The 14518-nt window shown below is 61.6% G+C and carries 11 protein-coding genes and 1 pseudogene; 9 read left to right on the top strand and 3 right to left on the bottom strand.

The window, feature by feature from the left end; genetic code table 11:
- Positions 1 to 19 precede the first annotated feature (19 nt).
- Positions 20 to 1054, top strand: a complete 1035-nt coding sequence (gene astA, locus BLU71_RS11370; protein ID WP_042609520.1) for an arginine N-succinyltransferase — start codon at positions 20 to 22, stop codon at positions 1052 to 1054.
- A 154-nt stretch (positions 1055 to 1208) separates the two neighbouring features.
- Positions 1209 to 2078: an isocitrate lyase/PEP mutase family protein gene (locus BLU71_RS11375; protein ID WP_024012471.1), complete on the top strand. Its 870-nt coding sequence runs from the start codon at positions 1209 to 1211 to the stop codon at positions 2076 to 2078.
- 105 nt (positions 2079 to 2183) lie between these two features.
- On the opposite strand, the pseudogene BLU71_RS11380 reads toward BLU71_RS11375, so the two are convergent.
- From BLU71_RS11380 to BLU71_RS11390, 3 genes and pseudogenes are all read right to left on the bottom strand, one after another.
- Positions 2184 to 2385, bottom strand: a pseudogene (locus BLU71_RS11380) (hypothetical protein); the annotation flags it as partial.
- Positions 2386 to 2787: 402 nt separating this feature from the next.
- A complete protein-coding gene (locus BLU71_RS11385; protein ID WP_083353113.1) occupies positions 2788 to 4023 on the bottom strand; it encodes a M20/M25/M40 family metallo-hydrolase in 1236 nt (411 codons plus the stop codon).
- 213 nt (positions 4024 to 4236) lie between these two features.
- Positions 4237 to 5310: a diguanylate cyclase gene (locus BLU71_RS11390; protein ID WP_065616995.1), complete on the bottom strand. Its 1074-nt coding sequence runs from the start codon at positions 5308 to 5310 to the stop codon at positions 4237 to 4239.
- A 188-nt stretch (positions 5311 to 5498) separates the two neighbouring features.
- Here BLU71_RS11390 and BLU71_RS11395 point away from each other — a divergent pair, with 188 nt between their 5' ends.
- The 7 genes from BLU71_RS11395 (at position 5499) to BLU71_RS11425 (ending at position 14467) form a co-directional block, all read left to right on the top strand.
- Positions 5499 to 6953 (top strand): flavin-containing monooxygenase, encoded by a 1455-nt coding sequence (locus BLU71_RS11395; protein WP_083353114.1) that lies wholly within the window; start codon positions 5499 to 5501, stop codon positions 6951 to 6953.
- Positions 6954 to 6974: 21 nt separating this feature from the next.
- The gene (locus BLU71_RS11400) at positions 6975 to 7901 is read left to right on the top strand and encodes an alpha/beta fold hydrolase (RefSeq protein WP_083353115.1); all 927 of its coding nucleotides are present in this window, start codon (positions 6975 to 6977) and stop codon (positions 7899 to 7901) included.
- A 169-nt stretch (positions 7902 to 8070) separates the two neighbouring features.
- Positions 8071 to 9570, top strand: a complete 1500-nt coding sequence (gene glcD / locus BLU71_RS11405; RefSeq protein ID WP_083353116.1) for a glycolate oxidase subunit GlcD — start codon at positions 8071 to 8073, stop codon at positions 9568 to 9570.
- On the top strand, positions 9570 to 10619 hold the full coding sequence (glcE, locus tag BLU71_RS11410) for a glycolate oxidase subunit GlcE (RefSeq protein ID WP_083353117.1): 1050 nt from the start codon (positions 9570 to 9572) through the stop codon (positions 10617 to 10619). Before glcD ends, glcE begins: the two co-directional genes overlap by 1 nt.
- 2 nt (positions 10620 to 10621) lie before the next feature.
- Complete coding sequence (glcF, locus tag BLU71_RS11415) at positions 10622 to 11842, top strand: glycolate oxidase subunit GlcF (protein ID WP_083353118.1); 1221 nt, start codon at positions 10622 to 10624, stop codon at positions 11840 to 11842.
- 88 nt (positions 11843 to 11930) lie between these two features.
- Positions 11931 to 13319: a VOC family protein gene (locus tag BLU71_RS11420; RefSeq protein WP_083353119.1), complete on the top strand. Its 1389-nt coding sequence runs from the start codon at positions 11931 to 11933 to the stop codon at positions 13317 to 13319.
- Between the two features lie 632 nt (positions 13320 to 13951).
- Positions 13952 to 14467, top strand: coding sequence for an Hcp family type VI secretion system effector (locus BLU71_RS11425; protein ID WP_007949952.1), 516 nt, complete (start codon positions 13952 to 13954; stop codon positions 14465 to 14467).
- Positions 14468 to 14518: the final 51 nt, after the last annotated feature.

Consider the following 14518-nt stretch of genomic DNA (forward strand, 5'->3'; position numbering starts at 1 on the left):
ACGCAGAAGGAGTTGGAGCATGATTGTCCGTCCGGTAAAAGTCAGCGACCTGCCTGCCTTGATGACGCTCGTCGAACAGGCCGGGCCGGGCTTCACCACCCTTCCTGCCAACGAGGACCGCCTCGCGCACCGGGTGCGTTGGGCGCAACGGGCGTTCGCCGAGCAGGTGGAACGGGCCGATGCCGATTATCTGTTTGTCCTCGAGGATGATGAACAGCGCGTGGTCGGTGTCAGCGCGATGGCTGGCGCCGTTGGCCTGCGCGAACCCTGGTACAACTACCGGCTCGGCGTGACCGTCAGTTCGGCGCCGGACCTGGGTATTCAGCGGCAGATTCCGACGTTGTTCCTCAACAATGAACTGACCGGACAATCGGAACTGTGCTCGCTGTTTCTGCGCCATGACCAGCGCAGCGGCAGCAATGGTCGCCTGTTGTCGCTGGGGCGCCTGCTGTTTGTCGCCGAGTTTCCGCATCTGTTTGGCGAGAAGATGATCGCCGAACTGCGCGGCAGTGCCGATGAAAACGGTTGCTCGCCGTTCTGGGACAGCCTTGGCCGACACTTTTTCCAGATGGATTTCACCCACGCCGATCACTTGTCGGGGCTGGGCAACAAAGCCTTTATCGCCGAACTGATGCCACGTCAGCCGCTGTACACCTGCCTGCTGACCGAACAGGCACAGGCGGCGATCGGCCAGACTCACCCGAACACCCAACCGGCATTGAAAATCCTTCAGGCTGAAGGTTTTGCGCACCAGGGTTACATCGACATTTTCGACGGTGGCCCGGTCATCGAAGCGCCGATCCGCAGCATTCGCACGGTGCGTGACAGTCTCGAACTGACCCTGAGCCTCGGCATCCCGGACGAGCAGGCGCCGCTGTGGCTGATTCACAACCGCCGCCTGGAAAACTGCCGCATCACCGTGGCGCCCGGGCGACTGGTGGGCAACAGCCTGATGGTCGATCGTCTCACCGCCAAACGCCTGCAACTTCAGCCGGGTAATTCGGTGCGTGCGGTGCTCCTGCCCCATCAACAGCAACACGCCGTGGCGGCCTGATATGCCCGGCGCCAGAGATTAAACCTTTCAGCCGCCAGTCCTGCCGCGCAAATTCGTCATGATTCCTGACCCATTCGCGTGATAGCCTTTTCATTCTTCGGCGTTGACACCTTTGCTCAAGCCTCTCCATTCCTTATGTATTGGTGGAACTCGTATGACCAGGCTTTCCCATCAAGATTTGCGCCGTAATTTCCGTCAGTTGCTGGCCTCCGACACCTGCTATCACACGGCTTCGGTGTTCGACCCGATGTCCGCCCGCATCGCCGCTGACCTGGGTTTTGAAGTGGGTATCCTCGGCGGTTCCGTGGCCTCCCTGCAGGTGCTCGGCGCCCCGGACTTCGCCCTGATCACCCTCAGCGAATTCGCCGAACAGGCCACGCGCATCGGCCGCGTCGCCCAATTGCCAGTGATCGCCGACGCCGATCACGGCTACGGTAACGCTCTTAACGTCATGCGCACCATCGTCGAACTGGAACGCGCCGGCGTCGCGGCACTGACCATCGAAGACACCCTGCTGCCCGCACAATTCGGGCGAAAATCCACCGACCTGATCACCGTCGCCGAAGGCGTCGGCAAGATCCGCGCGGCGCTGGAAGCCCGGGTCGACACGGAAATGGCGATCATCGCCCGCACCAACGCCGGCATTCTGCCGAACCAGGAAATCATCAGCCGCACCCGCCAATATCAGGCGGCGGGCGCTGACGGTATCTGCATGGTCGGCGTGCAGGACTTCGATCAACTGGAACAAATCGCCGAGCATCTCACCGTGCCGCTGATGCTGGTCACTTACGGCAACCCGGCCCTGCGCGACGACAAACGCCTGGCCGAACTCGGCGTACGCGTGACCATCGACGGCCACGGCGCCTACTTCGCCGCGATCAAAGCGACCTACGACAGCCTGCGCGAACAGCGGCAGATCTTCACCCAGGCCGCCGACCTGAGCGCGACCGAATTGACGCACACCTATACCCAGCCGGAGGAATACATTCTCTGGGCCAAGGAGTACATGAGCGTCAAGGAGTGATGCACACGCTGCACCGGCCCCTTCGCGAGCAGGCTCGCTCCCACAGTTGAAATGCGGTCCCCTGTGGGAGCGAGCCTGCTCGCGAAAGCGTCTATTGCGGCACCGCTAAACCGGCGTCTTACCCCTCCTCCCGCTGCACCGCCCGCGCCTGAATCACATTCAGAGTCGCGCAGCCCTCGCGCATCAGCAGATGAACCGCGCTGGTCACCCGCGTCAGATCACAATCGGAAATGCCCTTGAGGTTAAGGCTGGCAAAGGTATCGGCCAGATCCCGCACGACCACAAACCGGTGCATCGCACAGGCGGCCCTAGTTCACTCCAGAAAGGTCAGGTTCTGTATTCGACCGGCCAAGATCGTCGCAGAGTTATCTGCGAACCGAGACTATAAGAGCCGCGTCCGACGGCCGCAACGAGAGCTTCTGTCGGACTTTTCGGTATTTTTTGTGCGCCGTCCTCGACTGCCACTTTTCCCACAAAAGCCCCTCACCCTAGCCCTCTCCCGGAGGGAGAAGGAACCGATTGGGGGATGCTCAGGATCTGCGCCGACGTGGTGGACCGTGTTGAATGCGAAATTGAATTCAGCAGAAAATCTCAAGCTTGCCGCATTGACTAAAAACAACGCGGTCAGTCCCCTCTCCTGGGGGAGAGGGCTAGGGTGAGGGGCGAGTCAACTGACACCCCGCCCCAAACATTCACACCACCAATTCCATCACCGCGGATTCGCCAACTCCATGATCATCCGCGACAACAGATAAATCCGCGGCGCCACGCTCGCCACTTCGGCGTATTCCTCGGGCGTGTGAATATTGCCGCCGACGATCCCGAAGCCATCCAGCGTCGGCGTCCCCACCCCGGCAGACAGACTGGCATCCGCCGCGCCGCCGCTGCCCTCCTCGGTGAGCTTGCGGCCAATTTCGCCGTAAATGCCTTGAGCCATGGCCATCAAGCGATCGGACTCAGCGGTCTGCGGCATCGGCGGCAATCCGCGCTGCAGAGAGGTTTTCACCTCGGTCTCGGCAATCAACTTGTCCTGCGAGACCCGCGCCAGATCCTTCTCGATGCGATCGAACTCTTCCGGCACCGCCGCGCGCACGTCAGCCTTGGCCGTGGCCTGGTCCGGGATTACGTTGGTGCGATCACCGGCCTTGAGCACGGTAAAGTTGATGGTGGTCTTCTTCGCCTCATCGCCGAGCTTGCCCAGTTGCAGAATCTGGTGCGCCGCTTCCATCGCCGCGTTCCGGCCCAATTCTGGCGCGACCCCGGCGTGGGCGGCTTTGCCTTTGACTTCGACCAGCGCCGTCGCACTGCCCTTGCGCCACACCACCAGGCCATCGGCCGGGCGCCCCGGTTCGAGGTTGAGGGTGACGTCGTGCTGCTTGGCGGTTTTCTTGATCAGGTCGGTGGCGACGTCCGAGCCGGTTTCTTCGCTGGCGTCGAGCAGGAAGGTGATCTGCGCGTAATCCTTGAAGTCGAGGTTCTTCAGCACTTTCAATGCGTAGATGCCGGCGACGATGCCGCCCTTGTCGTCCATTACACCCGGCCCGTAGGCGCGGCCGTCCTTGATGTGGAAAGGCCGCTCGGCGGCGGAGCCTTCCTTGAACACCGTGTCCATGTGCGCCATCAGGAGGATCTTCGCTTTGCCGGTGCCTTTGAGCGTGGCCAGCACGTGGCTGGATTTTTCCGGGGTGTTGGGCACCAGTTCGATGGTGGCGCCGAGTTTTTTCAGTTCATCGATGGCAATGTCGCTGACCTGTTTCAGGCCCGGCTCATAACCTGAGCCGGAGTCGATATTGACCAGTCGCTCCAACAATTTCAGGGCTTCGGGCTGATACTGCTCGGCATCGGCGAGCACTTGTTTGTGCGGTTCGGCGGCGTTTGCGGCCGAGAATGCGAGGGACAGACCGAGGCTGGCGGCCAGCAGAGAGCGGGGAAATGAGAACGTCATGAAGCAGTCCTTGTTTCGTGTCGGAGGGATTCAACCGTAACCGACATTGACGCAAGGCTCTATAGCGAATGCGACACTCTCCAGACCGACACCGAACAAACCTGTAGGAGTGAGCCTGCTCGCGATAGCGTTGTATCAGTCAGCATTCAAATCACTGACAGATTGCTATCGCGAGCAGGCTCACTCCTACAGTTTCAATCGGCGGGGTGTCCCTCAGACCGAATCCAGCAGCGCCTGCCTCGGCTTGTTGTCGCTGTTGCAGATGACCCGATTGCGCCCACCCGCCTTGGCTTCGTACAAGGCCTGATCGGCATCGTCCAGCCAACGCGTGGCGTCGGCATGGCTCGGATCATACGCGGCCAGGCCAATGCTCAGACTGACCTTCAACGCCGGATTCTGCTCATAGCCCAGCGTCACGAAGCGTTCGCGCAAGGCTTCCATGGCCTGAGCGGCATTGAACAGCGGCAGTTCCGGCAGAATCACGCAGAACTCATCCCCGCCGTAGCGCCCGGCGACATCGGTGGCGCGCAGATTCTGCTTGAGCAGTTTGCTCAACTGGCGCAGGACGATATCGCCGGCGACATGGCCGTAGGTGTCATTGATCGCCTTGAAGTGATCGATGTCGATCAACGCAATCGCCGCGCCTTGCTGCTGGCGTTTACAGCGCTGGAATGCGAGGTTCAGTTGATCCTTCCACGCGCCGTGATTGAGCAGCCCGGTCAGGCTGTCGGTGCGACTCAACGCCAACAGCTCACGCTTGTGCCGGCCCAGGGTGGAGGCCTGACGAAAGCAGATCCAGCCCAGCGCCAGCGGATACAGCAACAACAAAGGCAAACAGGCGTAAAGCTGCAATGGCGAAGTCGGCGGGATGAACGCCGGTGCGAACACCACCAGCCCGACGCCGATACCCAATAGCTGTGCCGTCGTCCCGGCGAGCAGGAATCGGCCACCGCCAATGGCGACATTGTTCATCGCCATCATCGAAATCGTGGTTGCGCTGGGCAGCGGATTGAACTGCATGGCAGCCACCCAGAAGCCGCCCATGAATGCATCGATCAGCAAGTTGCGGTGTTCGGCGCGGAACGGCACGCTCGAGCGGCGCGCCCATTGAAACGCCAGATGCGGCCAGATCAGGCCATTGAACAGCATCAGGCCCCACACCCACAGCGGCGGATCGAGGGAATACATCGCCACGCTGACGCACATGAGCCCGAGCAGCAGCCCGAACACCCGCGACCTGTACAGCCTCCTGGCCAGTGAAAGTCCCTTTCCCCGCGTATTTCCCATAAGGGCCTCGACCGCGCGCTGCAATGGTTTCACCCCGACACGGATGTGTTCGGAGTCTATCAGGGCGCCGCTAAATAGCCATCACCGGCCAGCGGCCTGAATAGAGCGCTATCAGCGCCGCACACGAAGCCCAGAGTTGGCTATAAATGAAACAGGGAAAAGGAAAAACAACTATAAAAAGGGGACCCATGCACACCTACCATGTGTTGATCATCGGCAGCGGTTTTGGCGGCCAGTGCGCGGCGGTCAACCTGCTCAAGGCCGGGATCGATGACTTTCGCATACTGGAGCGACGCGACTTTTTCGGCGGCACCTGGTGCCAGAACACCTACCCCGGCGCAGCGGTGGACGTGCCGTCGCCGCTGTATTCGCTCTCGTTCGCACCCTACCGCTGGTCGCAGATGTTTGCCGGACAGGCAGAACTGCAGCGCTACACCGAGCAAGTGATCGAGCAGTTCGGTTTGCGCGACCGCGTGGAGCTGCAAGCCGACGTCGAGCGCGTCGAATGGGACGAAGCGGATAAATGCTGGACGGTGTACACCCGTGCCAAAGGCATCTTTCACACGCAGTTCCTGATCAACGCCTCCGGTCCGTTAAGTCAGCCGGTCATCCCACACTTCCCCGGAATGGATCGCTTTCAAGGCAAGACGTTTCATACAAACCATTGGGATCACAGCTACGACTATCGCGGTAAACGCGTGGCGATTGTCGGCAGCGGTGCCAGCGCGGCCCAGGTGATTCCGGCAATTGCACCCCAGGTCGAACACCTGCATGTGTTCCAGCGCACGCCGCATTGGGTGCTGCCACGTGCCGATCGCAAATTCGGCCGCTTCCAGCGTTGGCTGCTCGGCTTGAAGCCGGCGTACAAGCTGCTGCGCTGGCTGATCTACTGGCAATTCGAAACCCGGGTGATCGCCTTCAAATACTCGAAACCGGCGATTCACCTGGTCCAGCAACATGCGCTGCGGTTCCTCAAACGCCAGGTTCCAGACCCGGTGCTGCGGCAGCAACTCACTCCGGATTTCACCATCGGCTGCAAGCGGGTGCTGGTCTCCAGCACGTATTACCCGGCGCTGAGCCGCGCCAACGTCACGCTGCACAGTCGCGAGCATGGCATCGCGTCGATCGACGAAAGCGGGATCAACAGGGTGGACGGCGATCATGTCGATGTTGATCTGATCGTCTGGTCGACCGGTTACGACGCCACCGACGGGGTGATTTCCTACCCGGTCAGCGGCAAGAACGCGGTGCAACTCAGAGATGTCTGGGCCGAATATCCGCGCGCCTACCTGGGCACCAGCCTGCCGGATTTCCCCAACCTGTTTATCGTCACCGGGCCGAACACCGGTATTGGCCACACTTCGGCGCTGTTCATCATCGAATCGCAGATGAACTACATCCTCGACTGCATTCGCACCGTGCAGGCCAAAGGCCTGCGCAGCATCGAAGTGCGCCATGACGCGGAACGTACCTACACTGCAATGATCCACCGGGAAATGCAGCGCACCGTGTGGAAGTCCGGCGGTTGCCACAGTTGGTACCAGAGCAAGAGCGGCCATGTGATCGCGATGTTTCCCGGCTTCAGTTTCAGCTATCACCTGCTGACCCGAGCGCTGAAACCGGCCGACCATATTTTGTCCTGAACACGTATAAGGAAGACGTCGATGCTTTTGCTGTTTGTCGCCCTCGCGGTTTTCGTGGCCTGGAGCTGGTTGAGTTACCCAGCGGTCGGCCATTGGCTGTACGACCTGGCCATGGCCATCGAGGCCAGGTTGTACAAACTGCACAAGATCGAAGTGCCGATCGCCGAGATGACCGTGTCGACCTGGCAAGGCGGGCCATACGAGGCGTCCAGCACGATTCTGATGCTGCACGGCTTCAGCGCCGACAAAAATCTCTGGCTGCGCTGCGCCCGGCATTTCGTGCGCGAGTATCGGGTGATCATCCCGGATCTGGCCGGCCACGGCGAAACCGGCTTCAAGGCCGGAGGCGGTTATGACATCGCGGTTCAGGCCAAACGCATGATTCAGCTACTCGATGTCTGCGGCGTGGAAAAAGTCCATGTGATCGGCAACTCCATGGGCGGCTACATCGCTGCGTGGCTCGCGGCGAGCTATCCCGAGCGGATCGCTTCGCTGGCCTTGATCGACCCGGCCGGCGTCACCGCACCAGAGCCGAGCGACATGGAGCGCCACCTGGCACGCGGGCACAATCCGTTCCTGATCAACTCCCGCGAAGAATTCCAGCGTTTCTACGCCATGACCATGGAGTCGCCGCCGTGGGTGCCGAAACTGGTGCTGGACGCCGTCGCCCAGCGCTACGAGCAACAACGTGACGACCTCGAAGAAATCTTCCGCGACTTCCATGCCAGCCCGCCGATGGAGCCGAAACTGGCCGACATCAAATGTCCGGCGCTGCTGCTGTGGGGGCGCAAGGATCGCTTGATCGACGTCAGCAGCGTGCCGGTCTGGAGCAAGGGCATTGCCAACCTTGAAGTGGATGTGTGGGATCACGTCGGGCACATGCCGATGGTCGAACAGCCGGCGAACACGGCGCGGCGGTATCAGCAATTCCTGGGATCGCAAAAATGAACGCTTACCTCGTGGCGAGGGAGCTTGCTCCCGCTGGGCTGCGCAGCAGACCCAATCCCGGCGCGTTGAATCAGACGCGCATTGGTAGCAGAGGGGCCGCTTCGCGCCCCAGCGGGAGCAAGCTCCCTCACCACAGGTGGGTATTTCTACAGGACATCGGCGGTGGGCGATGAACATCCTTTACGACGAACGCCTCGACGGTCCTTTACCCGAAGTGAACAAGGCCGAACTGCTCAAGGCCCTGCAGCAGGCCCTGCCGGATCTGGACATTCTCTGGCGCGAGGATGAACTCAAGCCCTACGAATGCGACGGCCTCTCCGCCTACCGCACCACGCCCATGCTGGTCGCCCTGCCCCGGCGAATCGAGCAAGTGCAAACCCTGCTGAAACTTTGCCATCGGAACAATGTGCCGGTGGTCGCCCGGGGTGCCGGCACGGGATTGTCTGGCGGCGCGCTGCCACTGGAAAAAGGCCTGCTGCTGGTGATGGCGCGCTTCAACAACATCCTGCATATCGACCCCGCCGCACGTATCGCGCGGGTTCAACCCGGCGTGCGCAACCTCGCCATCTCCCAGGCCGCAGCTCCGTTCGGCCTGTATTACGCGCCCGATCCGTCATCGCAGATCGCCTGTTCGATCGGCGGCAACGTCGCGGAAAACGCAGGTGGCGTGCATTGCCTCAAGTACGGCCTGACCGTGCACAACGTGCTGAAAATCGAAGTGCTGACCATCGAGGGCGAACGCTTGACACTGGGCTCCGAGGCGCTCGATTCAGCCGGTTTTGACCTGCTCGCCTTGTTCACTGGCTCCGAGGGATTGCTGGGCATCATCACCGAAGTCACGGTGAAGCTGTTGCCCAAACCGCAAGTCGCCAAGGTTTTGCTTGGCAGTTTCGATTCAGTGGAAAAGGCCGGCCGCGCGGTCGCCGAAATCATCGCCGCCGGGATCATCCCCGGTGGTCTGGAAATGATGGACAACCTGGCCATTCGCGCCGCTGAAGACTTTATCCACGCCGGTTACCCGGTCAATGCCGAGGCGATTCTGCTGTGCGAACTCGACGGCGTCGAAGCCGACGTGCACGACGATTGCCAGCGCGTGCGCGAAGTGATGACAGCAGCCGGGGCCACTGAGGTGCGCCAGGCTCAGGACGAGGCCGAACGCGTGCGTTTCTGGGCCGGGCGCAAAAATGCCTTCCCGGCGATCGGTAGGTTGTCGCCGGATTATTACTGCATGGACGGCACCATCCCGCGCCGCGAACTGCCCGCTGTGCTGCAAGGTATCGCCAGCCTCGGCGAGGAATTTGGCTTGCGCGTGGCCAACGTTTTCCACGCCGGTGACGGCAACATGCACCCCCTGATCCTGTTCGACGCCAACCAGCCGGGCGAGCTGCATCGCGCCGAGGCATTGGGCGGCAAGATCCTCGAACTGTGCGTGAAGGTCGGCGGCAGCATTACCGGTGAGCACGGCGTCGGGCGCGAGAAAATCAATCAGATGTGCGCGCAGTTCAACAGCGACGAGTTGCTGCTGTTTCATGCGGTCAAAGCCGCATTCGATCCGCAGGGCCTGCTCAACCCCGGCAAGAACATTCCGACCCTGCACCGCTGCGCCGAATTCGGCGCCATGCACATCCACGCCGGGCAACTGCCCTTCCCCGAGCTGGAGCGATTCTGATGGCTGATTTCGATGCCGCCGAGGCCCTGCTCGATCAGGTCAACGCCGCGCGGGCCAATGCCACGCCGCTGAAGATTCAGGGCGGCAACAGCAAGGCGTTTCTCGGCCGCGAGGTGGCCGGCGAAGTGCTTGACAGCCGCGCCCATCGCGGCATCGTCCAGTACGATCCGACGGAACTGGTGGTCACGGTGCGCGCCGGCACGCCATTGTCCGAGCTGCTCGCGGCGCTGGATGACGCCGGGCAAATGCTGCCCTGCGAACCGCCGTCCTTCGCTGACAGTGCCACGGTCGGCGGCATGATCGCCGCAGGGTTGTCCGGGCCACGCCGGCCGTGGTCCGGTTCGGTACGCGATTTCGTCCTCGGCACGCGGGTGATCACCGGTCTCGGTCAGCATCTGCGCTTCGGCGGCGAAGTGATGAAAAACGTCGCCGGTTACGACCTGTCGCGACTGATGGCCGGGAGTTTCGGCTGCCTCGGCGTGCTGACCGAAGTGTCGCTGAAAGTCCTGCCGAAACCACGCCAGTGCCTGAGCATTCGCCTCGACATCGATTGTGTCCGCGCTTTGAGCAAACTCGCCGAGTGGGGTCAGCAACCGCTGCCGATCAGCGCCGCGTGTCACGACGGCCAAAGTCTGTATTTGCGCCTGGAAGGTGGCGAAGGATCGGTGACGGCGGCGCATCAACGCCTCGGCGGCGAACCGCTGGATTCGGTTTTCTGGCGCGATCACAACGAACAGCGCCTGAGGTTTTTCGACGAAGGCTTGCCGCTGTGGCGCCTGTCATTGCCAAACAATCTCGGCCCGCTCGAGCTGCCCGGCGAGCAACTGCTCGACTGGGCGGGCGCACAACGCTGGCTTAAATCCGATAGCACCGAGATTCACGCCCTCGCCCAGTCCTTTGGCGGTCATGCGACGTGCTTTACCCACGGCGCCACCGATTCGCCGTTTCAACCTTTGGCACCGACCTTGCTGCGCTACCACCGGCAACTCAAGGCACAACTCGACCCGCAAGGGCTGTTCAACCCCGGGCGAATGTACGCGGAGGTCTAGCCATGCAAACCACGCTCAGCGAGCAATCGCGCCAATTACCCCGCGCCGCCGAGGCGGAAAAAATCCTGCGCACCTGCGTGCATTGCGGCTTCTGCAACGCGACGTGCCCGACCTATCAATTGCTCGGCGATGAGCTCGACGGGCCGCGCGGGCGCATTTATCTGATCAAGCAAGTGCTGGAAGGCGCGCCGGCCACCGAGCAGACGCAGCTGCATCTGGATCGCTGCCTGTCGTGCCGCAACTGTGAAACCACCTGTCCGTCCGGGGTCGATTATCACAACCTGCTCGACATTGGCCGCGCGGTGGTTGATCACGCGGTGCCGCGCCCGGCAGCCCAGCGCTTGCTGCGCGAAGGCTTGCGCGCGCTGGCGCCGAATCCGGGTTTGTTCAAGGGCTTGCTGCGAATGGGCGCGACCTTTCGACCGCTGCTGCCACGCCTGCTGGAAAGCAAACTGCCGCAGCACGCCGCCATTACGAGTACGCGCCCCGCTCCACGGCATGCGCGCCGGGTGTTGTTGCTTGAAGGTTGCGTGCAACCGGGGCTGTCGCCGAACACCAATGACGCGACGGCGCGGGTCCTCGATCGTCTGGGCATCAGCGTGACGCCGGTGAGCGAGGCCGGTTGTTGCGGCGCACTCGACTATCACCTCGACGCCCAGGCCAAGGGCCTCGACCGCGCACGACAGAACATCGATGCCTGGTGGCCGCATCTGCAGAACGGTGCCGAAGCCATCGTGCAGACAGCCAGTGGTTGTGGCGCGTTCATCAATGATTACGGGCATTTGCTGGCGGGCGATCCAGTCTATGCGTTGAAAGCACAGCGAATCAGCGAAATGACTCGGGATCTGGTGCAAGTCATCGCGGCGGAACCGCTGGAACAGGTGTGCGCCGCCAGCGAACGGCGCATCGCCGTGCATTGCCCGTGCACTTTGCAGCACGCACTGAAACTCGGCGGCGCGGTGGAAGCAGTGCTGACCCGACTCGGTTTCAACCTCACTCAGGTACCGGACGGCCATTTGTGCTGCGGCTCGGCGGGCACTTACTCGCTGACCCAACCCGTGCTGGCGCGGCAACTGCGCGACCAGCGCCTCAATGCGCTCGAAAGTGGCCGGCCGGAATTGATCGTCACGTCCAACGTCGGCTGCCAGAGCCATCTGGCCAGCGCCGGGCGTACGCCGGTCAAGCATTGGATCGAGCTGGTGGATCAGTCGTTGGCAGAATGAAGTTCGTAGGATTCTTCGTTTGCCCGCGTGGGCGAAGGCTGCGATCTTTTCCGGCATCCATTCCGTGACAGTGGCAGGAATTTTTTTCATGACCGTGCAGCCGTTCGTCAGCCCCGACCTGATCCGCCAACGCTTCTCCCGAGCGATGTCCGACATGTACCGCGAAGAGGTGCCGCTGTACGGCGCGCTGATGGAACTGGTAGAGAACACCAACCGCGACGTGCTGGCACGTCAGCCTGAGATTGCCGGGCACCTCAGGCGCACCGGCGAAATCGAGCGGCTGGACATGGAACGCCACGGTGCCATTCGCGTCGGCACGGCGAGCGAACTGGCCACCCTCGCCCGCCTGTTCGCGGTGATGGGTATGCAGCCGGTGGGTTATTACGACCTGACGCCGGCGGGCGTGCCGGTGCATTCGACGGCGTTTCGCGCGGTGCATGAGGAGGCGCTGCGAATCAGCCCGTTTCGTGTGTTCACCTCGTTTCTGCGCCTGGAGCTGATTGAAGCCCCTGAACTGCGTTCTTTTGCCGAGTCGGTGCTGGCCCGGCGTTCGATTTTTACCGACTCCGCGTTCCGCCTGATTGAACAGGCGGAAACAGCAGGCGGGCTGAACGAAGCTGACGCCGCAGAATTTGTCCGACAGGCACTGGAGACTTTTCGCTGGCACCACAGCGCCACCGTCACTGGCGCGCAGTACCAGAAACTAAGCGCCCAGCACCGCTTGGTCGCCGACGTCGTGGCGTTCAAGGGCCCGCACATCAATCACCTTACGCCACGTACGCTGGACATCGACACCGTGCAGGCACAGATGCCCGCCCATGGCATCACACCCAAAGCGGTGATTGAAGGCCCACCGCGCCGCAAGTGCCTGATCCTGCTGCGCCAGACCAGCTTCAAGGCGCTGGACGAACCGATCGCCTTCACCGACCAGCCTGAAATCCTTGGCAGCCACAGCGCCCGGTTCGGCGAAATCGAACAACGCGGCGCTGCCCTGACGCCCAAGGGGCGCGCGCTGTATGACCGCCTGCTGAACGCCGCCCGCGATGAACTGGGCGATTTTCCCAACGAAGCCAATGCTGCACGTTACAACGCGCTGATGACTCAACACTTTGCGGAATTTCCTGACAGCGTCGAGGGCATGCGCGAACAGGGGCTGGCGTACTTTCGTTATTTCGCCACGGAAAAGGGTTTGGCCGCTGGAGGACTTGGTGAGTCGTCCTTGGAGGACTTGCTGCGCGATGGCTACGTGAAAGCGGAGCCGCTGGTGTACGAAGATTTCCTGCCGGTGAGCGCGGCGGGGATTTTTCAGTCGAACCTTGGTGATTCTGCGCAGACGCATTACGCCGAACATTCCAATCGCCAGGCATTCGAACAGGCGCTGGGGCGCTCGACCATTGATGAGTTGGAGTTGTATGCCGAGACGCAGCGGCGTTCGCTTGAAGAATGTGCCGAAACTTTGGGTATCAACCTGACCTGAGTTTTACGCCGCTCTCCTGTAGGAGCGAGCCTGCTCGCGATAGCGGTGTGTCAGTCGCCAATGATTTGCCTGAACAGCCGCCTTCGCGAGCAGGCTCGCTCCCACAGGTTTCGCGCATGAACACGACTTCGGGGCAAACCACTTATCCCCCTGTAGGAGCGAGCCTGCTCGCGATAGCGGTATGTCAGTCGCCAATGATTTGCCTGAACAGCCGCCTTCGCGAGCAGGCTCGCTCCCACAGGTTCGGTGTAGGCCCAAGCCTTAGGGCGATCCACGAATTCCATGTGGGAGCGAGCCTGCTCGCGAAGCCAACACCTCGGATCCGGCAAATCCCCAACTGCGCAAGAAGTTGCGCAGTAGGTCGTAATATTTCAGGGCCTAAATCCTCTGCAGCCCAGGCGCTGCAAGGCCTGCAGCCAAGTGCGCAAGAAGTTGCGCAGTACTGCGCAACTTCTTGCGCACTTTCTCCTGATTATTCCGCTGAAAATCGCCCCGAATGATCACCAACCACCGTGGCGCCCCCGCCAGCCGGGCACCTCTCCAAACCTGGCACGCTCCTTGATATCCCTCAGCCACCCACCGGGCGATTTCGCCTCCGGGCACCCTCAATTTATCCGCAAGGAGAGCACCCCATGGCAACACCAGCGTACATGTCGGTTACCGGCGAAAAACAAGGCCTGATCACTGCCGGCGCGTTCACCGCCGACTCCGTTGGCAACACCTACCAGGAAGGCCACGAAGACCAGGTCATGGTTCAGGCTTTCACCCACGACGTGATCATCCCGCGTGACCCGCAATCCGGTCAGCCAACCGGTCAGCGCGTGCACAAGCCAGTCGTGATCACCAAGGTCTACGACAAGGCTTCGCCTCTGCTGCAAGCCGCACTGACTTCCGGCGAGCGCATGAGCGAAATCGTTATCCAGTGGTACCGCACTTCGGCTCAAGGCACCCAAGAGCACTACTACACCACCAAACTGGAAGACGCGATCATCGTCGCCATCAACAACAAAATGCACAACTGCCAGGATCCGGGCAACGCGCACTTCACCCACCTGGAAGAAGTGCAGTTCACCTACCGCAAAATCACCTGGACCCACGAAGTATCCGGTACTTCGGGTTCCGATGACTGGCGTGCTCCAGTCGTTTAATTACGGCTGACCGTTACACGCATCGGCCAGCTCTGCTGGTCGATGTTGTTT

Source organism: Pseudomonas moraviensis, assembly GCF_900105805.1.
Lineage (GTDB): Bacteria > Pseudomonadota > Gammaproteobacteria > Pseudomonadales > Pseudomonadaceae > Aquipseudomonas > Aquipseudomonas moraviensis_A.

Coding starts and splice junctions, on each gene's coding strand:
- BLU71_RS11400 (WP_083353115.1), top strand. CDS start 6,975: ATGCTTTTGCTGTTTGTCGCCCTCGCGGTTTTCGTGGCCTGGAGCTGG.
- BLU71_RS11385 (WP_083353113.1), bottom strand. CDS start 4,023: ATGACGTTCTCATTTCCCCGCTCTCTGCTGGCCGCCAGCCTCGGTCTG.
- glcF (WP_083353118.1), top strand. CDS start 10,622: ATGCAAACCACGCTCAGCGAGCAATCGCGCCAATTACCCCGCGCCGCC.
- glcD (WP_083353116.1), top strand. CDS start 8,071: ATGAACATCCTTTACGACGAACGCCTCGACGGTCCTTTACCCGAAGTG.
- BLU71_RS11395 (WP_083353114.1), top strand. CDS start 5,499: ATGCACACCTACCATGTGTTGATCATCGGCAGCGGTTTTGGCGGCCAG.
- BLU71_RS11425 (WP_007949952.1), top strand. CDS start 13,952: ATGGCAACACCAGCGTACATGTCGGTTACCGGCGAAAAACAAGGCCTG.
- astA (WP_042609520.1), top strand. CDS start 20: ATGATTGTCCGTCCGGTAAAAGTCAGCGACCTGCCTGCCTTGATGACG.
- BLU71_RS11390 (WP_065616995.1), bottom strand. CDS start 5,310: ATGGGAAATACGCGGGGAAAGGGACTTTCACTGGCCAGGAGGCTGTAC.
- BLU71_RS11375 (WP_024012471.1), top strand. CDS start 1,209: ATGACCAGGCTTTCCCATCAAGATTTGCGCCGTAATTTCCGTCAGTTG.
- glcE (WP_083353117.1), top strand. CDS start 9,570: ATGGCTGATTTCGATGCCGCCGAGGCCCTGCTCGATCAGGTCAACGCC.
- BLU71_RS11420 (WP_083353119.1), top strand. CDS start 11,931: ATGACCGTGCAGCCGTTCGTCAGCCCCGACCTGATCCGCCAACGCTTC.